The 22,964-nt window shown below is 71.4% G+C and carries 23 protein-coding genes; 14 read left to right on the top strand and 9 right to left on the bottom strand.

Features of this window, described 5'->3' with window-relative positions; translation table 11 throughout:
- The first annotated feature begins 6 nt into the window (after window positions 1-6).
- A complete protein-coding gene (locus AMIS_RS13260) occupies window positions 7-675 on the top strand; it encodes a response regulator transcription factor (protein ID WP_014442804.1) in 669 nt (222 codons plus the stop codon).
- 147 nt (window positions 676-822) lie between these two features.
- Here the strand turns inward: AMIS_RS13260 and AMIS_RS13255 are convergent, their stop codons facing one another.
- From AMIS_RS13255 to AMIS_RS13240, 4 genes are all read right to left on the bottom strand, one after another.
- Window positions 823-3,135 (bottom strand): FtsX-like permease family protein, encoded by a 2,313-nt coding sequence (locus AMIS_RS13255; RefSeq protein WP_014442803.1) that lies wholly within the window; start codon window positions 3,133-3,135, stop codon window positions 823-825.
- Window positions 3,132-3,809, bottom strand: coding sequence for an ABC transporter ATP-binding protein (locus tag AMIS_RS13250; RefSeq protein WP_157435312.1), 678 nt, complete (start codon window positions 3,807-3,809; stop codon window positions 3,132-3,134). Before AMIS_RS13250 ends, AMIS_RS13255 begins: the two co-directional genes overlap by 4 nt.
- A gap of 125 nt (window positions 3,810-3,934) precedes the next feature.
- On the bottom strand, window positions 3,935-4,612 hold the full coding sequence (locus tag AMIS_RS13245; protein WP_014442801.1) for a response regulator: 678 nt from the start codon (window positions 4,610-4,612) through the stop codon (window positions 3,935-3,937).
- The gene (locus tag AMIS_RS13240; RefSeq protein ID WP_014442800.1) at window positions 4,612-5,817 is read right to left on the bottom strand and encodes a sensor histidine kinase; all 1,206 of its coding nucleotides are present in this window, start codon (window positions 5,815-5,817) and stop codon (window positions 4,612-4,614) included. Before AMIS_RS13240 ends, AMIS_RS13245 begins: the two co-directional genes overlap by 1 nt.
- A gap of 204 nt (window positions 5,818-6,021) precedes the next feature.
- Between AMIS_RS13240 and AMIS_RS13235 the strand changes: the two genes are divergently transcribed.
- The 3 genes from AMIS_RS13235 to AMIS_RS13225 are packed head-to-tail and all read left to right on the top strand — an operon-like array spanning window position 6,022 to window position 9,573.
- Complete coding sequence (locus tag AMIS_RS13235) at window positions 6,022-7,203, top strand: glycosyltransferase (protein WP_014442799.1); 1,182 nt, start codon at window positions 6,022-6,024, stop codon at window positions 7,201-7,203.
- A complete protein-coding gene (locus AMIS_RS13230) occupies window positions 7,200-7,799 on the top strand; it encodes a DedA family protein (RefSeq protein WP_014442798.1) in 600 nt (199 codons plus the stop codon). Before AMIS_RS13235 ends, AMIS_RS13230 begins: the two co-directional genes overlap by 4 nt.
- A gap of 34 nt (window positions 7,800-7,833) precedes the next feature.
- Complete coding sequence (locus AMIS_RS13225) at window positions 7,834-9,573, top strand: ABC transporter ATP-binding protein (RefSeq protein WP_014442797.1); 1,740 nt, start codon at window positions 7,834-7,836, stop codon at window positions 9,571-9,573.
- A 37-nt stretch (window positions 9,574-9,610) separates the two neighbouring features.
- Here the strand turns inward: AMIS_RS13225 and AMIS_RS13220 are convergent, their stop codons facing one another.
- Window positions 9,611-10,054, bottom strand: coding sequence for a hypothetical protein (locus AMIS_RS13220; RefSeq protein WP_014442796.1), 444 nt, complete (start codon window positions 10,052-10,054; stop codon window positions 9,611-9,613).
- Window positions 10,055-10,113: 59 nt separating this feature from the next.
- On the opposite strand from AMIS_RS13220, the gene AMIS_RS13215 reads away from it, so the two are divergent.
- Complete coding sequence (locus AMIS_RS13215) at window positions 10,114-11,865, top strand: hypothetical protein (protein ID WP_041829736.1); 1,752 nt, start codon at window positions 10,114-10,116, stop codon at window positions 11,863-11,865.
- Window position 11,866: 1 nt separating this feature from the next.
- Window positions 11,867-12,208 carry a hypothetical protein gene (locus AMIS_RS13210; protein ID WP_014442794.1) on the top strand — a complete coding sequence of 114 codons (342 nt, stop codon included), beginning with the start codon at window positions 11,867-11,869 and terminating at the stop codon, window positions 12,206-12,208.
- On the opposite strand, the gene AMIS_RS13205 is transcribed toward AMIS_RS13210, so the two are convergent.
- Window positions 12,205-13,128, bottom strand: a complete 924-nt coding sequence (locus AMIS_RS13205) for a hypothetical protein (RefSeq protein WP_014442793.1) — start codon at window positions 13,126-13,128, stop codon at window positions 12,205-12,207. The two genes, AMIS_RS13210 and AMIS_RS13205, sit on opposite strands and share 4 nt — an antisense overlap.
- 186 nt (window positions 13,129-13,314) lie before the next feature.
- Between AMIS_RS13205 and AMIS_RS13200 the strand changes: the two genes are divergently transcribed.
- Both AMIS_RS13200 and AMIS_RS13195 read left to right on the top strand, forming a co-directional pair.
- Window positions 13,315-13,935 carry a TetR/AcrR family transcriptional regulator gene (locus AMIS_RS13200; protein ID WP_014442792.1) on the top strand — a complete coding sequence of 207 codons (621 nt, stop codon included), beginning with the start codon at window positions 13,315-13,317 and terminating at the stop codon, window positions 13,933-13,935.
- A gap of 69 nt (window positions 13,936-14,004) precedes the next feature.
- On the top strand, window positions 14,005-15,615 hold the full coding sequence (locus AMIS_RS13195; RefSeq protein WP_014442791.1) for an FAD-dependent monooxygenase: 1,611 nt from the start codon (window positions 14,005-14,007) through the stop codon (window positions 15,613-15,615).
- Window positions 15,616-15,658: 43 nt separating this feature from the next.
- On the opposite strand, the gene AMIS_RS13190 is transcribed toward AMIS_RS13195, so the two are convergent.
- Window positions 15,659-16,384: an AAA family ATPase gene (locus tag AMIS_RS13190; RefSeq protein WP_014442790.1), complete on the bottom strand. Its 726-nt coding sequence runs from the start codon at window positions 16,382-16,384 to the stop codon at window positions 15,659-15,661.
- A 388-nt stretch (window positions 16,385-16,772) separates the two neighbouring features.
- On the opposite strand from AMIS_RS13190, the gene AMIS_RS13185 reads away from it, so the two are divergent.
- The gene (locus tag AMIS_RS13185; protein ID WP_014442788.1) at window positions 16,773-17,084 is read left to right on the top strand and encodes an antibiotic biosynthesis monooxygenase family protein; all 312 of its coding nucleotides are present in this window, start codon (window positions 16,773-16,775) and stop codon (window positions 17,082-17,084) included.
- Between the two features lie 122 nt (window positions 17,085-17,206).
- Here AMIS_RS13185 and AMIS_RS13180 read toward each other — a convergent pair whose 3' ends face one another.
- The gene (locus AMIS_RS13180; RefSeq protein ID WP_157434843.1) at window positions 17,207-17,638 is read right to left on the bottom strand and encodes a MarR family winged helix-turn-helix transcriptional regulator; all 432 of its coding nucleotides are present in this window, start codon (window positions 17,636-17,638) and stop codon (window positions 17,207-17,209) included.
- 168 nt (window positions 17,639-17,806) lie between these two features.
- Here AMIS_RS13180 and AMIS_RS13175 point away from each other — a divergent pair, with 168 nt between their 5' ends.
- Together AMIS_RS13175 and AMIS_RS13170 are read left to right on the top strand one after the other, a co-directional pair.
- Entirely contained in the window at window positions 17,807-18,382 is a 576-nt protein-coding gene (locus tag AMIS_RS13175; RefSeq protein ID WP_014442786.1) for an NADPH-dependent FMN reductase, read from the top strand.
- Window positions 18,383-18,455: 73 nt separating this feature from the next.
- Window positions 18,456-19,094, top strand: coding sequence for an antibiotic biosynthesis monooxygenase (locus AMIS_RS13170; protein ID WP_014442785.1), 639 nt, complete (start codon window positions 18,456-18,458; stop codon window positions 19,092-19,094).
- Between the two features lie 190 nt (window positions 19,095-19,284).
- Here AMIS_RS13170 and AMIS_RS13165 read toward each other — a convergent pair whose 3' ends face one another.
- Window positions 19,285-19,713 (bottom strand): hypothetical protein, encoded by a 429-nt coding sequence (locus AMIS_RS13165; protein ID WP_014442783.1) that lies wholly within the window; start codon window positions 19,711-19,713, stop codon window positions 19,285-19,287.
- 10 nt (window positions 19,714-19,723) lie between these two features.
- On the opposite strand from AMIS_RS13165, the gene AMIS_RS13160 reads away from it, so the two are divergent.
- The 3 genes from AMIS_RS13160 (at window position 19,724) to AMIS_RS13150 (ending at window position 22,560) form a co-directional block, all read left to right on the top strand.
- The gene (locus tag AMIS_RS13160; RefSeq protein ID WP_014442782.1) at window positions 19,724-20,371 is read left to right on the top strand and encodes an IPT/TIG domain-containing protein; all 648 of its coding nucleotides are present in this window, start codon (window positions 19,724-19,726) and stop codon (window positions 20,369-20,371) included.
- Window positions 20,372-21,265, top strand: a complete 894-nt coding sequence (locus AMIS_RS13155) for a hypothetical protein (protein WP_014442781.1) — start codon at window positions 20,372-20,374, stop codon at window positions 21,263-21,265.
- An 89-nt stretch (window positions 21,266-21,354) separates the two neighbouring features.
- A complete protein-coding gene (locus AMIS_RS13150) occupies window positions 21,355-22,560 on the top strand; it encodes a PQQ-dependent sugar dehydrogenase (RefSeq protein WP_041830805.1) in 1,206 nt (401 codons plus the stop codon).
- The last annotated feature ends 404 nt before the right edge of the window (window positions 22,561-22,964 follow it).

Genomic DNA, 22,964 nt, shown 5'->3' with positions numbered 1-22,964 from the left:
GCGCGAGTGCGGGTGCTGGTGATCGAGGACGAGGTCTCGCTGAGCGAGACCATCCGTGACGGGCTCGTCCGGGAGCGGTTCACCGTCGACGTCACCCACGATGGGGTGGACGGCCTGTGGACGGCCACCGAGCAGCCGTACGGCGCCTACGACGTGATCGTGCTCGACATCATGCTGCCCCGCCTCAGCGGCTATGAGGTATGCCGCCGGCTGCGCGAACGCGGCGTCTGGACGCCGATCCTCATGCTGACCGCCAAGGACGGCGAGTACGACCAGGCCGACGCCCTCGACCTCGGCGCCGACGACTACTTGATCAAACCCTTCTCGTTCGTCGTGCTCATCGCCCGGCTGCGGGCGCTGATCCGCCGCGGCGCCCCGGAACGACCCGCCGTGCTGCGCGCCGGCGACCTCTCCCTGGATCCCGCCTCGCGGTCCCTCCGCAAGGGCGAGCAGGAGATCGCCGTCACCCCACGAGAATTCGCGATGCTGGAGTTCCTGATGCGCCACCGCGGGCAGGCGATGACGAAGACAGCGATTCTCGAGAACGTCTGGGACGCCCATTTCGACGGTGACCCCAACATCGTCGAGGTCTACGTCGGCTACCTGCGCAAGAAAATCGGCCGCGACACCATCGAGACGGTACGTGGCGCGGGTTACCGCATGCACGAACCGTAACGGCGTCCCGCCCGATGTGAAGGACTGCCGAAAGCCGGCCACAACGTCCGAGGCCACAACCCCTCATGCTTCCTAGGATCCTAAGCTGAAGACTTCGGCACGCCGCGAGCCGCCGGACGCACCCTCCTGCTGGTCAGCGGAGGAGCTTCACTCACTGCGCAGCTCCTGGACCCGCGACAGGCGCAACAGCAGCGGCAGACCGGCTGCCGTGACCGCGATGATCATCGCGGCGACCGCACCGGTCATCGCGGTGAGCGCCGGCCAGTCGAGGGTGACCGGCGCCCGGGTCGCCGCGAGCAGGACGGCCGACAGGCTGCCGCCGATGACCACCGCCAGCACCAGCCCGACCGCCGCCGGAACCGCGACCTGGTGGAGCAGCGACGCGGCCAGCGTGCGCCGGCGGGTCCCGAACGCGACGAGCACCGCCAGCACTCGCCGGCGTTCGCGCAGCTGCTCGGTCACGTTGACCAGCATGCTGGCGCCGATGAACAACAGCAGCAGGAGGCCGCAGGCCTGCGCCAGCCGGCGTGCGCCGCCGAACTGGTCACCGATCCGGTCGTCGCCGAACAGTTGCAGGGGTGCGGCCGGAGCGAGCCGGATCATGGTGGTGCGGACGTGTTCGACGGCATCCGGGTCGGCGGGATCGAGCCGCAGCAGGTAGGCGTCGGTGATGACGCCGCGCAGATCGGGACGTGCCTTCAGGGCGGCCGGCGTGGCCAGGTACTCCATCGGACCGGCTTCGCTGGGGTACGCCGTCACGGCCGGCAGGTCGGCGGGCACCCGCCACCGCGCGAGAGGGGTCGTGTCGTCGGTGCCGTACACCCGGGCCGTGGTCCCGGCGGCCAGGGCCGCACCGTCCCAGCCGGGCTGAACGGTCCGGAAGGCGTCACCGTCGGCGCAGGCGGGCAGCGGCGCGTACTGCCGCAGCACGTCGCAGTCACCCACCCGTACGTTGGCGCTGGTCTGATCGTCGGTGCCGGTGCGCAGGGACACGTAGCCGGAGGTGCGCACCGCCGTCACACCGGGCGTGTTCGTCAGGGCGTCGCGCCAGCCGGTGCCGTCGGCGCCGTTGGTGTAGGCGGCGATCTGGAAGCGGTCGGCCGGTGGTTGCACGCCGCTGGTGGCCGCGATGGAGGCGCCGAGCAGCCCCTGGACGGCGATGATGCCGGCCACGGACACCGCGATACCGGAGACCGAGCGTACGGCGGTGTCGCTGTCCAGTTGCAGCCGCCGGACGCCGAGCTGCCAGGCGACGCTGCCGCCGCCGAGGTGCCGCACCACCGCCTGGACCAGCCAGGGCAGCAGGACGACGACGCTGGTCAGCAGCAGGATCGCTCCGGCAGCCAGCTGGGCGCGGGTGCCGCCGCCCACCTCGCCGGGCAGTCCACCCACCAGCGGGTACAGCAGGGCGGCGCCGGTGACCGGCGGGACCAGTCGCCACCAGAGCCGTCGCCGGCGGGCACCGCTCTGCCGCACCACGCCGAGCGGTTCGATGACGACCCGGCGCAACGCCGACAGCGTCACCAGGACCGCGCCGACCGGCACCAGGATCAGGATCAGCGCCAGCAGCGCCGGCACCGGGCGCAGATCCGACGGGTACGGGGTGAAGTCGGCCGGCAGCAGCCCGCCCACGACATGGCGCAGACCCAGGAAGAGAAGGCCGCCGGTGGCGAGCCCGATGACCGCGCCGATCAGGGTGTCCCCGCACGCGATGCGACGTGTCATCCGGCTGTCGGCGCCGACGAGCCGGATCGCGGCGAGTTGCCGGTCCCGGCTCGCGCTGCCGAAACGCACCGCTGTCGTCACGAAGACCAGCACCGGCAGGAGAAGGATCACCGCTCCGACGACGGCCAGGACCACTGTCATCGCGTCGGTTCCCGACGGTGTGCCGCCGCCGAACGAGGCGATCCGCTGCGCCCCGTCATCGCTGCTCAGCGTGCCCGAGCCCAGGTAGTACCACATCTCGTCGGGACCGGACAGGCCCGCCGGCGCGATGATCCCGGCCACCCGCGCGGACCAGCGGCCGGCCAGCACCCGGCCGTCGGGGCCATCGAGGAGCGCGGCCAGGGCCGGCGAAACGACGATCTCTCCCGCGGCGGGCACCCGGGTCACCCCGGGTGGCGCGGGCGCACGATCACCGTCGGGGCGCAGGATCCGGCCACGGATCACCTCGTCGCGGAACCGGGTCTCGACGGTCAGCGCGAGCAGGGTGTCCGGCCTCGCCTGCGGCACGGTCGCGCCGATCGCGCGATCGGCGCGGCGTTGCTCGCGAGCAGCCGTCGCGGTCGGTGCGGCCGCCAGCACCAGCAGCATCCCCACACCGAGGCCCACCCCGGCGGCGATCAGCGCCAGCCGCAACCAGCCGGAGCGCCCGCCCGCCACGCTCAGCCGTACCCCCAGCACCAGGTCCTGCATCCACGCGAACGACCTCCGGCCGGCGTCAGCGGTGACGGCCCTCATCGGGACACCGCCGGGGTGTCGGCGGCGCCGTCGCGGAACATGACCTCGCGGTCGGCCCACGACGCGATCCGGGCCTCGTGGGTGACCAGCACCACCGCGCTGCCACGCTCCCTGGCCGCGGCGATGAGCAACCGCATCACCTGCTCCCCGTTGTGGGAGTCGAGCGCGCCGGTCGGCTCATCGGCGAAGACCACGCGGGGAGCGGTGATCAACGCACGAGCCACCGCCACCCGCTGCCCCTGTCCGCCCGACGCCTGCCCGGGCCGTTTGCCGGCGACGTCAGCCACCTGCAGACGCGCCAGCAGCTCCCCCGCTGACCGTTCGGCCTGCCTGCGGCGGACACCGGAGAGCCGCAGCGGCAGAGCGACGTTCTCCAGGCAGGTGAGTTCGGGAACCAGCTGCCCGAACTGGAAGACGAAACCGAACGCGCCGCGCCGCAGCGCGCTGCGCTCACCGTCCGGCAGCGCGCTCAGGTCCCGGCCCTCGTAGCTGATCCGGCCGGAGTCAGGGGTGAGGATGCCGGACAGGCAGTGCAACAGCGTGGACTTGCCGGAGCCCGAGGGGCCGGTCAACGCCAGCACCTCACCCGGAAAGACCTGCAACGACGCGCCCTTCAGGGCGGGCGTGGCCCCGAACGACTTACTGACGTCGTCGGCGACGAGCAACGGTGGCACGGACACGGACAGCTCCCAGCGACATGGACGATCAAGGTCGTCCTCGACGCTAGGCAAGCGGGGAGGCGCAGGCGTCCACCGCGATGATGAACCCGTGAGTACGACCTGAGTCGTACATCAGCGGTCTAGCCCGGATTTCTCCGGCCCGGGGTGACCAGGCCGTTCTCGTAGCCGAACACGACAGCGTGCACCCGGTCCCGCAGGCCCAGCTTGTTCAGGATCCGGCTCACGTGCGTCTTGGTGGTCTGTTCGGCGATGAAGAGCGTCGCAGCGATCTCGGCATTGGACGATCCGGTGGCCATCAGCCGCAGCACCTCGCGCTCCCGGTCGGTCAGGATGTTGAGGACCGTGCTCGCCGGGGTGACCGGCTGGGAGCCGATGAAGTTCTCGATCAGGCGGCGGGTGACGCTCGGTGAGAGCAGCGCCTCCCCGGCGGCGATGACCCGGACCGCCTGGATCAGCTCTTCCGGTTCGGTGTCCTTGAGCAGGAACCCGCTGGCCCCGGCCCGCAACGCCGCGTACACATAGTCGTCGATGTCGAAGGTGGTGAGCATCAGGACCCTCGGCGGGCGCTCCCCGGCCCGGCGCGGATCGAGCAGTTCCGCGGTCGCGGCCAGCCCGTCCAGCTCCGGCATGCGCACGTCCATGAGCACGACATCGGGGCGCAGGCTGCGGGCCCGTTCGACACCGATCCGGCCGTTCTCCGCCTCTCCGACGACCGACATGTCGTTCTGGGAGGCGAGGATCGCGTGGATGCCGGCTCTGATCATCGGCTGGTTGTCGACGATGAGAATGCGGATCATCAGAGCCCGTCCTCCTGGCGTGGCACCGGCGATGGCAACGGCAGCGTGGCGGCGACCCGGAATCCTCCGGTGCTGAGAGGTCCGGCCGTCAGCGTCCCCCCGGCCAGCCGGGCGCGTTCGCGCATGCCCGCCAGCCCGTGCCCGGTCCGCTCGCCGGCGTCGACCGGAGGCGGAGCACCGGCACGAGCCGGCGCCTCCTCGTTGGCCACCTCGACGAGGAGCTCGCCGCCGCCGACGGTGACGGTCACCCGGGTGGCCGCCCCCGGAGCGTGCCGGATCACGTTGCTCAGCGACTCCTGCACGATGCGGTAGGCGACCAGCCCCAGAGCGTCCGGAATCTTCGACGCGTCGAGGGCGGCGGAGATCTCCATCTGCACCGGGACTCCGCCCCGCCGGGCCGACTCGGCCAGTTCGCCGAGATCGCCCAGCCCGGATGCCGGGCGTACCGGCACGTCCGCGGTCTCGTCGCGCAGCACCGCCAGCAGTTGCCGCATCTCGTGCATGGTGCTGCGCGTGCCGGCGGCGATCTGTTTGAACTCGGTCACCGTCTCCACATTCAAACCCTTGATCCGGTACGGGGCGGAGGTGGCCTGCATGTGCACCACCGACATGCCGTGCGCGACGACATCGTGCAGTTCCCGGGCGATGCGGCTGCGTTCCTCGACGATCATCCGCTGTGCGTGCTCGGCGGCGAAGTCCCGGCGCACCTCGGCCAACTGCCGGCTGACCCTGGTGCGCTGGCCCCACAGCAGCGCCCCGAGCAGCGCGAACGCGGAGTTGGTGAGATAGACGCCCAGTGTGGCAAGGGTGTATTCCTCCTGTCCGCCCGGACCGAAGAGCGCCGTTCCGGTGCTGAACAGGGCGGCTGCCACCCACACCGAGAGGGCCACCGGCCACCGTGACCTCAGGCCGACGAGCCCGATGTGCGCGATCAGCAGGATCATCAGCGGCACCGGCAGCGGCCACATCTCCCCGTACGCGGGAAGGAAGCGGGCGCACAGGCCGATCGCCGCGAACTGGAGCAGCGTGGCCGGCCAGGGCCGGGTCAGCGCCAGGGGCAGCGCGGCGGACTGCATGGCCGACACCAGAAACGCGATGACGACGGGCAGTTCGAAGAGGTACGCGTTGGCGGTCGCGGTGATGACGAGCGGCACCGTGGCCGCCGCGCCGAGCCATGCCAGCTTCCGCAGCTCAGTCCTGTCCATAAGCCGTCACCGCCTCCCACCAGCGCATCGGCCCCACGTTACCGATCTTGAGGGCTGGTCACGTCACTCCCCGGAGGTATGCCACCCCCTACCGGCGAGTGATCCCATCCGGCTCCGCGGAGGGACGCAGGACCGGTAACCACACCCCGACGCTGGGGGGACGACGCCACCGGCCTTCAGCCGGCCGACCCTCGCGGAGCAGTCATGCGCATCCTCATCGGCACCGACATCCGGGCCACCGGCTCGGAGACCGCGTGGGAGCTCGGGAACCGCCTCGCGAGTGCTCTCGCCGTCAGCCACGACGTCCACGTCGTCCGCCCCGCGGCGAACCGCCAGGACGCTCCCGCGATAGCGGCACCCGGCGTCACCGAACACCCGATCCGGTCGATGCCGCTGGTCGGCCGCCGCAACCGGCGGATCAGTGTGCCGATCGGCCGTCGCCGGCGCGTCCGCGAGATCCTCGACCGGGTCCGGCCCGACGTCGTCCACGTGCTCGGCCAGCTGTCGCTGTGCCGAACCCTGGTCGAAGCCGCCCACGACCGAGGCATCGCCGTCGTGGCGACCAGCCACCTCACTCCCGAAGCGCTGGCCGACAGTGTGCTGCTCGGCGGTGGCGGCCGGGCCGTGGCACAGGAGTGGCTCTGGCGCAACGCCGCACGTTCGCTCGCGCAGGCGGACGTGGTCACCGCTCCGACACCGTACGCGGCAGCACTGGTCACCGTCGCCGGGATCCGTCCCGTGCACCTGGTCTCCACCGGTGTCGACCTGGCGCGGTTCCGGCCGGGGATCGCCGCCGACGCCTTCCGCGCCCGCCACGGAGTGCCCGCCGGACCGACCATCGGGTTCGTCGGCCGGCTCGACCCGGACAAGTGCCTCGATGTCCTGATCCGGGCGCTGCCCTCCGTCCGGGCCCACGTCGACGCGCGGCTGCTGGTGGTCGGCGACGGCACGGCACGCCCTCGGCTGCAGGCGCTCGCCGGACGGCTCGGCCTCGCCGGCCACGTCGTGTTCACGGGGTTCGTTCCCGAGGCCGAGTTACCGGCGGCGTACGCCGCCATGACCGTCTTCGCCACCGCGGGCGCCGCCCATCTGCGTGCCGGCACGCTGCTGGAGGCGATGGCGTGCGGTCGCGCCATCGTCGGCCCGGACGCGGCGGCGGTACCGGGACTGATGCGACAGGGCCGGGCCGGGCTGCTGTTCCCGCCGGGCGACGCTGGCGCCCTCGCCGGACGGCTCGTCGAGCTGCTCACCGATCCGTTCCGCACCGCGACCCTCGGCCTGAACGCCCGCGAGCTGGCCGGGCACCACGACCAGCGGCTCACCGCCGCCGAATTCGACCAGCTGTACCGCAACGCCCGCCACCCGGCACAGGGAGCCGATCGGTGAACCTCCTGCAGATCGCCGACACCGTGATGACCTCACCGGCCGTCTACCTGCTGATCTTCGCCTTCACCCTGGTCGACGCGGTCCTGCCGGTCATGCCGTCGGAAGCCGTCATCGTCGCGGCCGGCGCCTTCGCCGCGACCGGTGAACCCGACGTGCTGGGGGTCGTGCTCAGCGCCGCGCTCGGCATCGTCGCCGGCGACCACATCATGTACGCGATCGGCAGTCGTATCACACGCCGCCGGCCCGCATCGAAGCTCGCCCAGCTCATCGCCAGAGCCACGCCCCTGCTGCGCCGCCGCGGCGGCAACCTCATCATCACCGGCAGGTTCGTACCCGGCGGCCGCATCGCGACCACCGCAGCCTGCGGTGCCACCCACTACCCGATCAGGCGCTTCACGGTCTACGCCTCGATCGCCGCGCTGCTGTGGGCGACCTTCGCCACCATGATCGGCTTCATCGGCGGAACCGCCTTCGAGGAGCACCCGATCTACGGAGTGGTCGCCGGCATCGCGATCGCCCTGTCCGTCACCGGCGTCACCGAACTCGTCGCGTACCGGCGCCGCCGCAGGCGCCCTCAGACGCTGCCCACACCCTGACCGATCTCCCCGAAGAATCTGGTACCCGCACGCCATGTCATCGCCTCGCCGTTCCCGCGGCGGAAACCTCGCCCTGCTCGCTTCCTTCGTCCGTCCGCACCGCCGCCGGCTCCTGGCCGGCCTGCTGCTCGGGCTCGGCGTCGCCGCCTCCGCGCTGGCCACCCCGCTGGTGACGAAGATGATCCTCGACTCGGTCAGCACGTCCGCCTCCCTGACCGCACCGGTGGCCGCCCTGCTCGGGCTGCTCGTCCTCGGTGTGGTGCTCGGATACGCCCAGGCCACCCTGCTCGGAACGGTCGCCGAGAACGTCGTGCTCGACGTGCGCACCTCGCTGGTCCGCCGGTTCTTCCGCGGGCGCCTGCCCGACCTGCAGCGCCGGTCCTCCGGCGAACTGGTCTCCCGCGTCGTCGCGGACACCGTGCTGCTGCGGGAAGCCTCCTCGACGAGCCTCGTCAACCTGATCAACGGAGCGGTCTCGCTCACCGGCACCATCGTCCTCATGGCCGTGCTGGACGTGCCGCTGCTGGGCGTCACCCTGGCCGCGGTCACCGTGGTCGGACTGCTCGTCGCCGCCCTGATGCGGCCGATCGCCGAAGCACAGAGCAGGGCCCAGGACGAGATCGGCAAACTCGGGGGCGTGCTCGCCGCCGGGCTCGACGCCGTCCGTACCGTCAAGGCCGACGGCGCCGAGGACCGCCAGACCCAGCGGGTCGTGATGCACGCCGAGGCCTCGGCCCGGCACAGCATCAAGGCCGTCCGCACCGAAGCCGCCGCCTGGTCGGCCGCTGACGGCGGCATTCAACTCGCCATCATCGCGATCCTGGCGTTCGGCGCCTGGCGGGTGAGCACCGGCGACCTCCCGGTCTCGACGCTCATCGCCTTCCTGCTGTACGCCTTCGGGCTCGTCGCGCCGGTCTCCGAGATCACCCTCAACGTCACCCAGCTGCAGGCCGGCATCGCCGCGGCCGCACGCATCCGCGACGCCGAATCGATCCGCACCGAACTCCTCGACGCAGGCGCCCCGGTCCCGGCCGCCGACGCGGCAACCGCCGGGCTGAGCTTCACCGACGTCACCATGACCTACCCCGGCAGCGCCCACCCCGCCTTGACCGGGTTCACCGCCGACATCCCCGGCCGCGGCCACACCGCGCTGGTCGGGCCCTCCGGATCCGGCAAGACAACCGTCTTCTCCCTGCTCCTGCGCTTCTACGACCCCGACACCGGCGTCATCCGGCTCAACGGCGCCGACCACCGAACCCTCAGCATCGCGGCCGTCCGCCACCACATCGCCTACGTACAGCAGGAGACGCCGCTGCTGCCCGGCAGCATCCGCGACAACATCGCCTTCCGCTCCCCCGACACCGACGACCAGATCATCTGGCAGGCCCTCGACGCCGTCGGGCTCGCCGACCACGTCCGGAAACTCCCGGCCGGCCTTGCCGAACCCGCGGCACAGGCAGGACTCTCCGGTGGGCAGCGCCAACGCGTCGCCCTCGCCCGGGCCATCGTCACCCGGCCCGCCATCCTGCTGCTCGACGAGGCCACCTCACAACTCGACGGCCTCACCGAAGCCGCCGTCCAGAGAATCATCACCGACCTCGCACAGCACAGCGCCGTGATCACCATCGCGCACCGGCTCTCCACGGTGATCGACGCCGACACCATCCTGCTCATGGAGAAGGGAACGGTACGCGCCGCCGGCACACACCGTGACCTCCTCACCCGCGACGACCTGTACCGCGACCTAGTCGCGGCCCTGCGCATCGGGAGCTGAACGAGCCGCTCCGCCACAGGGAGCACAGGGGCGTGGATCACGGCCGGGCTCCGGCGGCCGGTGTGTACCGGGTGGTCACGCCGAACGTTTCGTCGCGCAGTTCGACGAACGTGAGCTGCGGGATCCGGTCCGCCAGCTGCCGGTACAGGTGCCGGGCCACCAGCTCGAAGGTCGGGCGAAACACGAAAAGCTCGGTCCAGGGACGTGCGCCCAGATCCGCGCAGTATCGCTCGACGATCTCCGCGGCCGCGTCGGTGTCGAAGAACCATCCTCGGCCGGTCAGCTGCTCCTCGGTGAACGCGACACCGATCCGAAGGATCACGTCGATGCCCGCGCCAGGAGCAATCAGCGGAAGGCCGCGCCGCGCGCGTACCGGTGACGGCAGCCCTTGTACGGCCGTGAAGCGCCGTTCGACCTGCACCACGAAACCCGCCGTCCCGCCGCCGCTCTCCGAGCCCGCCATCATCGGTTCACATTCCATGTCCGGAACCAGACATCCGGGCCTGTTGATTAATGATGTACTCCCAATATGGTCGATCGGTGGACCGACCCGAGACGCCGCTGAGCATGCCAGACTACCTGCCCGCCGAGCAGTACAGCGACACCACCCGAGGGCTGGCGAGCGCGGCCTACGTCGACATCGAGTACGCGAACGCCGTGATCGGCGAGGTCCTGGAGTCAGAGCGCAAGGCGGTGCCGCCGTCGTTCGGTTTCGACCTTGACCCGGTGGTCCGGCACTGCCTTCGCGCCCGCCGGTTGCTCATCATCAGGTACGCCCTGGTCACCGCGATCCTCGTGGCCGGCATGTGTCTCGGCAGCTGGTGGACGTTCTGGTGGCTGGCGCTGTGCGCGGTGATCCTGATGGTCCGGGCCGGGCGCGGGAGCCGCCTGCGCACCTTGCGGTTCGCCCTCTTCACGCTTGCCGGCCTCATCTTCAGCGGCTTGTTCCTGCTGACCATTCTCGTGCTCATTCTCGGTCAGATGATGAGCGCCGTGCCGAACTGGCTAGGTGAACGCCTGCTCCGGATCGCCGAGTCGCCGACCATGATGAACGTCATCGAGCAGGCGATCATCGGCTTTTACGGCGCCTCGCTGCTGGTGCCGATCGCGCTGATCGTGGCGATGGCCGGGACGCTCTTCATCTCTCGCTGGTTCGCCTACAACATCATGTTCACCGAGCTCGCGCCGCAGAACCGGGCGGTCGCGCCGCGCTCCCGCAATGATCGGGTGGAACAGCGGATCGCCACCGTCGCGCGGATGCAGCGCGGCAACATAGCGGTGCACGACACGAACCCGTTCGCCGGCGCCGGCGACGTTGAACACGGCTGGTCGTTCGCGATCACGCTGAAGAAGCGCGAGGACGAGAACGAGCGGGTGTCTCTGGACCAGCACGAGCTCAACCGGCGGGTGAACGCGGCGATCCTCGGGATGCGCGACACCAGGCTGCGGGACGGCGAGCGGATCCCGAACATCTACACGGTGGCGTACGTCGCCGCCGACGGCTCCCGGCGCAGCGACGATCCGCTGATCGACCGGCAGACCCGCGTGCCGCTCACGATGGCCTCGGCCGGGACGATCGCGGCCATCGAAGCCTGCCCGCAGGGCGGTCTGCGGCACTACCTGCGCGTCGTCGTTCCCGCCAGCGGCAAGCGGATCATGGGCCCGGATGGCCCGATCCTCCCGGCGCAGGACTCCGGCATCTCGGTGACCGCGTTTGTGCACCTCGCGGTCGAGGGCGGCCTGCTCTATACGGAGTTCGTGGCGCACGTGCTGCTTCCGCTGCGCGACGAGTACCGGATCGCCGACAATCTGCGCGCGGACCGGGTGCTGTCCCGTTCCTGGCTGGACACCATGCGCTACTACGTGGAGGACAATCTGCGTGGCCCGTGGTACCTGCTCAGCGTCGGCTGGGACGCGCTGTTCCTGTCCGCGCGGATGGCCCGGTCGAGCCGCAACGCCGACGAGTACCGCTTCTACGACTACGGCGCGCGGTTCAGCGTGCGGGACATGGCGGCGCAGACGAAGTTGCGCTTCCGTGAAGGCGACCGGTCCGTGCTGCGGATCCGCAAATCGATGCAGCAGCTGGACGCCACGAAGTACATCAAGCTCGTCGACAGGACAGTCACCGAGGCGGTCATCGGGTACCTGCGCGAGCAGGGCGTCGACACCAGCGACTTCGAGGCGAACGTGCAGAATTTCACCTTCGGCAGCCTGGTCCTCAACGGCGGGCAGGCCATCTTCGGAACCGGAAACGTCGTGAATCAGACCAACCAGACCAAGGGCGGCGCCTGACATGCCTGAGCCTCAGTTCAACTTCGGCAACGCGAACTTCGACGGCGGACAGCAGATTTTCGGGAACGAGAACACGGTCAGCCAGACCAACTACGCCGCCCTTTCCCCGCGCGAGCAGGTCGACAGCCGACTGACCACGATCCGCAGCGAACACCCCGACCCGGTGCTGGCCCGACGCGAGATCGCGGAGATCGAACAGGGTCTGAACGAGCCGACGCCGGAGAACCGCAACCGCCTGGAGCGCGCCCTGACCCGCCTGGCCGAGTCCACCGGCGACGCGCGCACGGCGGCCGAGGCGATCGCCGCGATCAGCGTGATCGTCGCCGCGAACTGGCCGTTCTAGATGTCGAGGTTCGTGCGCGTCTGGTAGCCGTAGGAGCCGGCGACCGGGTTCCACGCGCTCAGGAACTGCTTCTTCGCGGCCTGCGCCAGCTTCGACGACGACTGGCCGCGTTCCCAGGCTGCGGTGCGGCTCGCCACTTCACCGCAGTCGCCGTCCGCCGCCGGTTGCGCCCAGCCGATGAAGTGCTGGTCGGCGTCGAGCGAGTGCCCGAGCGCGGTGCTGAGCGACGACCGCAGGGTCTCGCCGTTGCCGAGCGCCGACAGGTCCGCGGCGTTGATCTCACTGATCTGTTCGGTGCGCTCGACCCCGACCTCCTGCATGTCGGCGAGCGCACCGCTGACGCCGGTGCAGCGACGGACCTTGTCGATCGCGCCGTTCAGCTTCTTCCGGCTCGCGACGCTGCGGTTCAGCAGGGCGTCGACGGCAGCCGCCTGCTCCTGCGCGGAGGCGGCCGGTGTGGTGGCCCGCGTCGCGGCCGGACTGGAGGACGGAGTGGAGGCCGGAGTAGTGGTCGTCGGGGTGGTCTCGGCCGGCGTCGTCGGGACCGGCCTGGCCACCGTGTCGTCCGGACCCGGATCCGGGTCGCGGCCGGCCATCACGATCCCGACCACGACCATCAGCAGCAGAATGACCACACCCGCGGCGATCAGCGGCAGCGGTGAGGCCCCGCGCCTGCCGGGCCGCGGGATCGGGTACGCCGTGCTGCCCACCGGCGGCCCGAGAACGCTGGTCGGCTCCTCGGCCGGCGGCTGCAGCAGGGGCGCCGTGTCGTCGGCCACCGGCACCGGCCGTGGATCGCTGGACTCGACCGTGCGCGGCGCCGGATGGACCTCCGGCGTGCGCTTCGCCAGCGTCGCGTTGCAGCGGGCGCAGAACTCGGCGGACGGGTCGTTGTCGAGGCCACACAACGCGCAGAGCATCGGGCAAGACTATCGATGGGTTAGCGCACCCGGGACCCTCCGGTCGTGTGACTGACGATCGCACTGTCCAGTTCGTGGCCTGCCCCCGGCGTGCTCGACCTGTTCACCGGGCTCCGATCCCCCGGCACCTGAAATTTGCGTGCCACGCATCTTTGCGTGACACGCAGGTTTTGCTACGGTGACGACATGACAGGGCTGCGGGAGCGCAAGAAGGCCGAGACCCGGGCCGCGCTCGGCTGGGCCGCCATCCATCTCACCGCCGAGCGCGGCTACGACAACGTCCGCGTCGAGGACATCGCCGAGGCGGCCGGTGTCTCCCCGCGTACCTTCAACAACTATTTCTCCAGCAAGGCCGAGGCGATCGCCTCGCGCCACCTCGACCGCAGCCTGCGCACCGCCGCCGCGCTGCGCGAGCGGCCCGCCGGCGAGCCGCTCTGGGCGGCGCTCACCGCCGCCGCGCTGGAGCAGTTCACCCGTGGGCCCGAGGTCGAGGCGATGCCGTCGCCCGCACACGCCCAGTGGGCGGCCGGCGTGCGGACCATGCTCGCCGAGCCCGCGCTGCAGGGTGAGCGGCTCCGCGCCGCCGCGACCGCCGAGGCCGAGCTGGCCGCCGCCGTGGCGGAGCGCACCGGCACCGACCTCGCCACCGACATGTACCCGCGGCTTGTCGCGGCCGCCGCCAGCGCCGCCGTCGCCGTCGCGATGGGGCACTTCCTGGACAGCGCCGACCCGCCCGCCCCGATCGAGCAGCTCATCACCGACGCCTTCACCCAGATCGCCGCCGGCCTGCCGGTTCCACCCCGCTGACCCTCGCTCACGTCACCACCACGGCAGGACTGCCGTGGCGATGACGCACGTCCCGAGAGGAACACGATCATGATCGATGTCCTGGTGGCCGGTGCCGGCCCCAACGGTCTCATGCTGGCCTGCGAACTCGCGCTCGCCGGCGTCCACCCGGTCGTCCTCGAACGCCGCCTGGAACCGACCGGCGAACCCCGCGCCAACGGCCTCGTCGGCCAGGTAGTCCGGCTGCTCGACAGGCGCGGCCTCTACACCCGGCTCAGCGGCGAGAGCACCCCGCCGGCACCGCTGCCGGCGTTCACGTTCGGGGCGCTCCCGCTGGACCTCACGATGCTCGCGGACAACCCGCACTACGTACTCGGTGTGCCGCAGGCCCGGCTGGAGGCCGAGCTCGCCGCCCGCGCCACCGAACTCGGCGTCGACGTGCGCCGCGGCCACGAGATCATCGGCCTGCGTCAGCGCCCCGACGCCGTCGAGGTCGACCTCGCCGACGGTACGCGGCTCACCTGTCGCTTCCTGGTCGGCGCCGACGGTGGGCACAGCACGGTGCGCCGCCTCGCCGGGATCGGCTTCCCCGGCGTCACCGACGACCGGTCGGTCTCGCGCACCGCCACGGTCACCGTCCCCGCATCGTTCCTCGACCCCGCCACCGGTGGGTTACGCGTCCCCGGCTACGGCGTCGTCCCGCCGTTCCAGCACACCCGCACCCCTCGCGGCCTGATCGCCTGGGCCCCGTTCCCCGGCCGCCCGGCGGTGCTGACCACCACAGAGTGGCCGGGCACCCCGGGGTCCGCTCCGCAGCCGGCGGGCCCGGCGGAGCCGATGAGCCTGGCGGAGCTGCGCGCCAGCGTGGCCCGGGTGCTCGGTGCCGGTTTGCCGATCGGCCCGCCCGACGGGCCCGGCCTGCTGCGCCGGCTGACCGGCGGCAACACCCGGATCGCCGACCGGTACCGGGACGGCCGGGTGCTGCTGCTCGGCGACGCCGCCCACGTGCACCCGGCGATCGGCGGACCCGGCCTCAACCTGGGCCTGCAGGACGCCGCCAACCTGGGCTGGAAACTCGCCGCCACGGTACGCGGCTGGGCACCGGACGACCTGCTCGACACGTACGAGGCCGAGCGCCGCCCGGTCGCCGACCGCGTCGTCATGTCCACCCTGGCGCAGTCCGCGCTGATCGGCCCCGGCGAGGAGATCACCGGGCTGCGGGAGCTCTTCACCGAACTGCTGCGCACACCGCAGGTGACCGGGCACATCGCGGCGCTGATGTCCGGCGCGGACGTCAGCTACCCGGCCGTCGCCGCCGGCCCGCTCGCCGGGCGTACCGCTCCGGACCTGGTCGTGCACGGCAGCGGCGGCCCGGTCCGGCTGGCCGAGCTGACCCGCGCCGCGCGGCCGCTGCTGCTGGACGCCACGGGCGCCTACGCCGCCGTCGCCGCGCCGTGGCGGGACCGGGTCGACGTGGTCACCGGACCGCTGGAGGGCACGGCCGCGACCGCGATGCTGGTGCGGCCCGACTGCTTCGTCGCCTGGTCCGCCGGAGCCGGCGAGGGCACCCCGGACGGCACGACCGGCAACGACACCACGGACGGCACAACCGGCAAGGGCACCCCGGACGGCACGGCCGGCGGGAACACCGCGGACGGCACGCTGCGCGCCGCGCTCACCGCCCACTTCGGCCGCCCGTAATGACCAGAAACGGTCAGAGAACCACAGGTCGTCCACCCGGGTGTCACCGATCGTCCTGCAGCAGGCGCCGCAGCATCCGCTGCGGATCGGCCAGGAACGTGCGGGTCAGCGCGACCGCCTCGGCCCGGTCGTAATCCACCTCGCCGATCCGCCCGTCCCCGCCGATCTCCAGGATCGTGGCTTCCGGGCAGGCCAGCAGCACCGGCGAATGCGTGGCGATGACGAACTGGCTGCCCTGCGCCACCAGCTCGGCGATGCGCACCAGCAGCGCCAGGCAGCCGTTCACCGACAGCGCCGCCTCCGGCTCGTCCAGCAGATACAGCCCGCCCGGCCCGAACCGATGCACCGCCAGATCCAGGAACGACTCACCGTGCGACCGCTCGTGCGGCGACACCCCACCGTAGGAGCCGACCACCCCGAGCTGCTCGATTTCGGTCGCGACGTTGTAGAACGACTCCGCCCGCAGGAAGAACCCGGTCCGCGGCTTGCGCCCCGCCACCCGCGACAGCGTCAGATGCTCACCGAGCGACGACTCGGTGGCCCGCGTCGCGAAGCGGAACGCCGTCGTCCCGCCCTCGGGATTGAACCCGGCCGCCACCGCGATCGCCTCGATCAGCGTCGACTTGCCGCTGCCGTTGTCACCCGCCAGCAACGTCACCGGCGTGCGAAACCGCAGCCCGCGGCCGTCCCGCAGCGCCCGCACCACCGGCAGATCGAACGGATGGCCTTCGTCCGGCGCCACGTCCAGCCGGATTTCCGCGAGAAACATGATTCATTGGTACGCGGGAAGCACCGTCCCCGGTAGCCGATCGCACCGGCGTTCAGCGCCGCTGATCAGGCGGCGCAGCGCTCGCCGAGCGGGTCACGGTGCAGGACGGCGGGGAACGTCACGCCGGTGAGGTCTTCGGAGACGGCCCACAACCGTTGCTGGACGGCCATGTCGTGGGAATCCGCGCCGCGGCCTGCTCGCCCTCCACCTGGACCCGAAGGACTACTTGCGGCAGGCTCTGACCGCCACCCTGCTGGGCGTACTGCCCCGCGGGTGACCTGCGCAGGCCTACTGTGCCGCAAGGGTGACGGTCGGCGGGATCGGCCAGGGCGATATCGGTGGCGGATCGGTGGTGTCCGGGTAGTCGCCGCTGGGGCACGATCTGATCATGATTATGCGAATCTGGCGCACCCGCGTCGACGAGAGCCGCGCCGGGGAGTACGAGCGCTTCGCCGCCGAGCAGTCACTGCCGATGTTCGCCGCGCAGCCCGGCTTCCGCGGCCTGCTGTTCGGCCGCGACGGCGAGCGGTGCACCGTCGTCACGCTCTGGCAGGACGCGACGGCCGCGGACGCGCTCGAGACGTCACCGGCCTACCGGGAGACCGTCGCACGGATCACGGCCGCCGGCTTCCTGACGGGTGAGTCGACGGTGGAACGCGTGGCCGTGCACGGCAGCCACCTGCCGGGCACGCCACTCTGACGACGACGGGTTGCCGGGACGCCGGCCTGCGGTTCCTGCTCAGCGTTCCAGGCCGCCGCGGGTCACGTCGGGCGCCGCCGGGAACGGCGCTGGTCAACGCGCGGCGAGCCGGGCGGTGAGGGTCAGCCGGCGTCGCCGACGAGGCGGGTCAGCATGCTGCGGAACTGGGCCCGCTCGGCCTCGTCCAGCGGCGCCAGGAAGAGATCGTTGGCCTGGTTGACGGCCTTGTCCATCTCGGAGAACATCTGGCGGCCGAGGTCCGTGGGACGCACGAGGTTGCGCCGGCGGTGGGCCGGATCAGGGGTACGGGTGACGGCCTCGCGCTGCTCGAGCTCGCCGAGAAGCAGGACGAGGTTGCCGGCGTCGAGCTCCAACGCGCGGCTGAGCTCGGCCTGGGTGCACTCCCCCAGCTCCAGCATGCCGGCCAGCACGCGGTAGTGCTGCATGCGCAGCCCGGTGGTGTCCAGGTGGTCGCAGAGCAGGCGGTGCGCTCGTTGAGCGGCGTGCCAGGCGACGAAGGCGTCCAGCCGGGCCAGGCGGTCGGGCCAGATCATGACCGCCATTTTACGTCACCCGGTTGCCGGAGAATCGCCCTCGCCACTATGTTGAGTGAACCAATATTGGTCGACACAACATACGGTGCCGGCCTCTCCTGCCACGCCCGTGATCGCCCGCGGTCACCGACGGCGACAAGCAGCTCAACATGAAAGGGAAGACCAGCGATGACCACGCCCGACCCCGGAGCGCCGCCCCGCGTCGCCGTCATCAACAGCAGCGTCCGCGAAGGACGCTTCGCTCCCCGGGTCGGCGCCTGGGTCCACAAGAGCCTGGTGGAGGCGGGCGTCGACACCGACGTCATCAACCTGTGTGACCTGGTGATACCCGCCGACATGAGCCCGCATCCGGACAGCGCCTCGTTCGCCGGCGCCATCGGGCAGGCCGACGCCATCCTGATCATCACGCCGGAGTACAACCACAGCTTCCCCGGCCCGCTGAAGACCGCCATCGATGCGGTGCGCGAACAGTGGCGCGCCAAGCCGGTCGCGTTCGTCTCCTACGGCGGGATGGCCGGTGGCCTGCGCGCCGTGGAGGCACTGCGGCTGGTCTTCGCCGAGCTGCACGCGGTCACCGTCCGTGACTCGGTCAGCCTGCACAACCCGTGGGGGCCGGCCGAGGACCCGCGGGTCGAGTACCCCGACCAGGCCGCCACCGCGGCGCTGCATCAGATGATGCGCCAGTTGTCGTGGTGGGCGGGAGCGCTGCGGGACGCGAGGCACCGCACTCCGTATCCGGGCTGATCCGCCGCGCGGCGAACCCGGCCGCGTCCCGGCTCCCGGCTCATGTCGATCGACCAACGTGGAGGATGACACCATGACCGCACCCGCAGACACGTTCCCCGACGTCAACCGGCCCGGCGTCGGCGTCGTCCTCGTGGCCCCCCGCTATGTCGGGTCCGCCGACGCGCAGCGCGCCGAGGTCGAACGGGTCATGGCGCCGTACCGGGGTCCCTCTCTGCCTGACGGCTTCCTGTCCGTCAGCGCCTTCGTCAGCACCGACGACGAGAACGTGCTGACCTATGCACAGTGGACCAGCGACGACGCCTACCGCGCCTTCGTCTCCGGCGGGGGCCACGGAGAGCCCGACGAGGAGATGGCCGAGCCGGTGCGCTACCGGTTGTATCGCGGCAACGTCCTGGAGCCGGGCAGCGTCCCCGGTCTCCTGGTCGCTCCGGTCTTCGACGTGGACGGCCGGGACCGGCAGCGGCGGTCGGCGGACGCGCTGGTCGACGGGCCGCTGGGCAAGCCGTTTCCCGGGCTGATCTCGTCCCACTTCCACCTCAGCGTCGACGGCACCCGCGTGCTCAACTGGGCCGAGTGGGTCGACGAGGAGGCACACGTCCGGTTCGGGCAGAGCTCGCTGCCGCACGAGTGCCTCGCCGCCATCACCATGCCGGGAGTGCGCGGCATCGGCGGCAAGCGCTACGTCCTCGCCGGGTCGATCGTGGCCTGACGGGGCCCGGAACCGCGTCCCCAAGCAGCCGCCGGCTCGACCATCAAGCTGCTGAGCCCCGACAGCATCATCGGCGGTGAGCGTCGGATGTTGAGCAGAGCGGTCCCGTCCTGGCCCGGCCGGGTGATGCTCAACGTGGGAGCCGCCGCACCGGGCGGTGGCCCCATGGGCGGAAGCCGGATGCGGTGCTTCACCACGTCGATCTGCGGAAACCTCCGGTGGCAGCGGCCGCCGGTGCGGCGTTGCTCGCTGTCATCCTGCTGGTGGCCGCCCTGGCACGTTGCGCGGTGAAGCCGTCGACGACCGCCGGGACGCCGTCGTCCGGGTCGCCGTCGTCCGGGTCGCCGCCGTCCGGGTCGCCGCCGTCCGGGTCGCCGTCGTCCGGCTCACTGAGGCCGGGGACGCCGTCCTCGGGATCGCCCACCGCCGGGACGCCGTCCGGATCTCCGCGCATCGGGATCGGCGGCAATTCGCGTCGTACCACTCCTACCGGCCCGGCCGACAAGACGACCGGACCCTCGTCGGGTACGGCCATCCCCTCCACCACCAGGGCGACCACCTCGCCCGCGGCAACTCTGCCGGGCTCGTCCGGACCGGCCACCAAGGGGTCACAGATCATCGACTGGCTCGTGCGTTTCGCGCCGGGCGGGTCGGGCGACTCGACCCTTGCCGCCTACGACGCCTTCTCGGTGACCTCCTGCGACGACGTCACCGCGACCGCCGAAGGGCTGGACGAGCCGGGCCGCACGCTCTATGCGAGCGCCGGCGCCGCCTGCTCCGCGGCGTTCCGCGATCGCCCGGACCTCTGGGCGCAGGCGGAGGACGGCCTGCGGCGACTGGAGTCCGCCGACCCCGCGGATTTTGAGTGCTTCGACGACGACGCCCGAGCGATGCTGGCCGCGCTGGTGCGGATCCACCACCAATCACCGGGTACGAGGATCGTGACCGCGCCCGAGGACTCCACCGCTCCGACGACGTGCCCGCGGATCACGGCGGTGGAGCCCGATCACGGCTCCCTGGCCGGCGGTGAGACGGTCGTCGTCACCGGGGTCAACCTGCAGGAGGCGGAGAGTGTCGACTTCGGGGTGACCAGCGTCGCGGCGGTGCCCGGCCCCGGCGGCACCACCGCGACCGTGGTCACCCCGGCCGGCGACGACCCGGGATGGATCGACGTCTCGGTGTCCGGTTACTCCTGGGCGTCGATCGGCGCCTACGAATACCGGGAACCATCGGTGACGGCGGCCGGCAGCGGCAGCCCTGTACCGGAGGGTGGCTGAATGCGGACGCCCGGCCGGCGCCCGGGTCTGCGTCCACGACCGGACCCGGCGGGCCCGGTCCGCACCGGACCCGACGGCGCCGGCCTGTTGCACACCGTCGCGGTCGTCGGCTCGCCGATCGCTCTGGCCACGGCGCTGATGTTCTACTTCGGCTGGATACGCACCCGCGCCGAGACGCGTGCTCTCGGCTACGACGTGGCCGTCACCGGCATGTCGGTGCAGGACTTCGTGATGAAGAGCGTGCTGGTCCTGTACGTACCGTTGCTGGTGCCGGTGCTCGCCGCCCTCGTCCTGGCCTGGGCGCACCACCGCCTGCTGGCCCGCGCGGACCACCAGCCGCCGCTGCGCGCCCGGGTGTTGTGGGTCGCCCGCTTCGCCGCCTTCTCCTGGCCGCTCTGGCTCACGGCGTACCTGGGAATGCTCTTGTTCTTTCCCCGCCTGCGCTGGCTGGCGCTGCCGGTGTGCCTGACCGGGGCGCTGCTGTCGACGGCCTACGCCGACCTGTTGCGGCGGCGCCTGGCGCCGCGGGAGCGCCTGGCGCCGGCGGTGCGGGGGCTGCTGCTGGTGGCGCTCACCCTGGCGGTGTTCTGGGACGTCGAGCGGCTGGCGGGCGCGGTCGGCTCGGCGTACGCCGCCCGGATCACGGCTGACCCCGACGAGCTGGCGGCCGTCACCATCTACAGCTCCGATCGCCTGTGGCTGCAGGCCCCGGACGTCACGGAGACCCGCCTCGGCCCGGATGACTCCGGCTACCGCTACCGATACGACGGCCTGCGCCTGCTGCAGTACTCCGGTGGGCGATATTTCCTCATCAGCGCGCGTCCCGACGACCAGTATCCGCGCGTGCTGGTCGTCGCCGAGTCCGCGGAGCTGCGCTGGGAGTTCTCCCGCTGACCGGCGGCCGTTCCCAACCCATAGCCAATCTTCGATGTACGATGGGAGCGCTCCCGGACCGATCGGCCACTCTGCTCAAGGAGCTGGACATGTCGCGACGCCGCCCGGCCACCATCCTGGCCCGTCTGCTCGTTCTCGCCTCGTCCGCGCTGCTGCTGACCTCGGTGTCGGCGACCGGCACCGCCGCAGCCGGCCCAGCTGCCACCCACGCGGTGCCACTCAGCGAACTGAGCGTGGTGTCGGAACAGGTCGCTTACGGTCTGCAGCGCCCGATCGCGCTCACCGGGCTGCCGGACGGCCGGATGCTGATAGCGGAGAAGAACGGCACCGTCCGCGCCTACCACCCCGACACCGGCCTGGCGGCCGAGCCGGTGCTCGACCTGACCGCCCGCATCGACACGTCGGACAACGAACGAGGCCTCCTCGGCATCACGCCCGCGCCGAACTTCGCCCGGACCGGGATGCTCTACGTCGCCTACACGAGCCTGCCGGCCGGCGCGCTGACACTGGCGCGGCTGCCCCTCGCCGCCCCGGAACGGCTGCAGGTGCTGCTCACCCAGGAGCACGCCGAGTACGGCAACCACAACGGCGGGCAGGTCGCGTTCGGGCGTGACGGCTACCTCTACTGGTCCACCGGCGACGGCGGCCACGCGAACGACCCCTTCAAAGCCGGTCAGGACCTCAGCACCCTGCTCGGCAAGATCGTGCGGATCGACGTCAGCCGCGCCTGCGGGGCGAAACCCTACTGCGTGCCCGCCACCAACCCGTTCGTCCGCACACCGGGCGCACGGCCGGAGATCTGGCTCTACGGGCTGCGCAACCCGTGGCGGTTCTCGGTCGACCCGGTCGACAACTCGCTGTGGATCGGCGACGTCGGCCAGGGTCTGGTCGAAGAGATCAACCACATCCGCCCCTGGCAGGGCGGATCGAACCTGGGCTGGTCCTGCAAGGAGGGCACCCCGGTGTTCGACCAGGAGCAATGCCGGCCAGGCGTGCGGTACGTCGACCCCGTCTTCGAATACGAACACTTCCTCACGGAGAGTTGCTCGGTGATCGGCGGGGTGGTGTACCGAGGGTCGCGGACCCCCGAGGCGTGGGGAACCTACGTCGCGAGCGACTACTGCGCACCCCGGGTGTACGCCGTGCGGCCCCAGCGCGGAGGCGGCTACGAGACCGCGACGATCGGCACGTTCCCCACCCAGCCGACCGCGATCGCCGCCGACGTGCACGGCGAGCTGTACGTGCTCAGCGACTACCCGGGATGGCTCAGCCGAGTCCGGTTCGAACGGCTCTGACGGTCCGACTCCACGTCTTTGAAAAGGCTCTCCGCGTGCTCACCGAGCGAGGTTTTTCGGCCGAGTCCCGCCCTGTGGTCCGCGCAGTTGCGGCGAAGTCTCACCGATCTGCCGGACCTGCATGCCCATCCCGTTTCCCCTGGTTACCGCGTCCGTGCGGTCCGCCGAACATGGCTCCAGCCACGCGGCCGACGAACATCTCGCGGTCATCAGCACGCCGCCCCGTCGCGAAGAGCGTGATCTCGTCGCGGAAGCGGCGGACGGATCGTTCGCCGCGTCCGGGTTGGGCCGGCTCGACCCGCGGACGAGATCAGTCCTGTTCGAGCCCGTCCGCCGCAACCTCGGCGCCACACAGGCAATCGTGAGCGCGCGGCGATGCCGGTCATCCGGTGCCACGCAGGCTC

The organism is Actinoplanes missouriensis 431 (assembly GCF_000284295.1).
GTDB lineage: Bacteria > Actinomycetota > Actinomycetes > Mycobacteriales > Micromonosporaceae > Actinoplanes > Actinoplanes missouriensis.
This window is presented reverse-complemented; position numbering and strand designations above follow the sequence as displayed.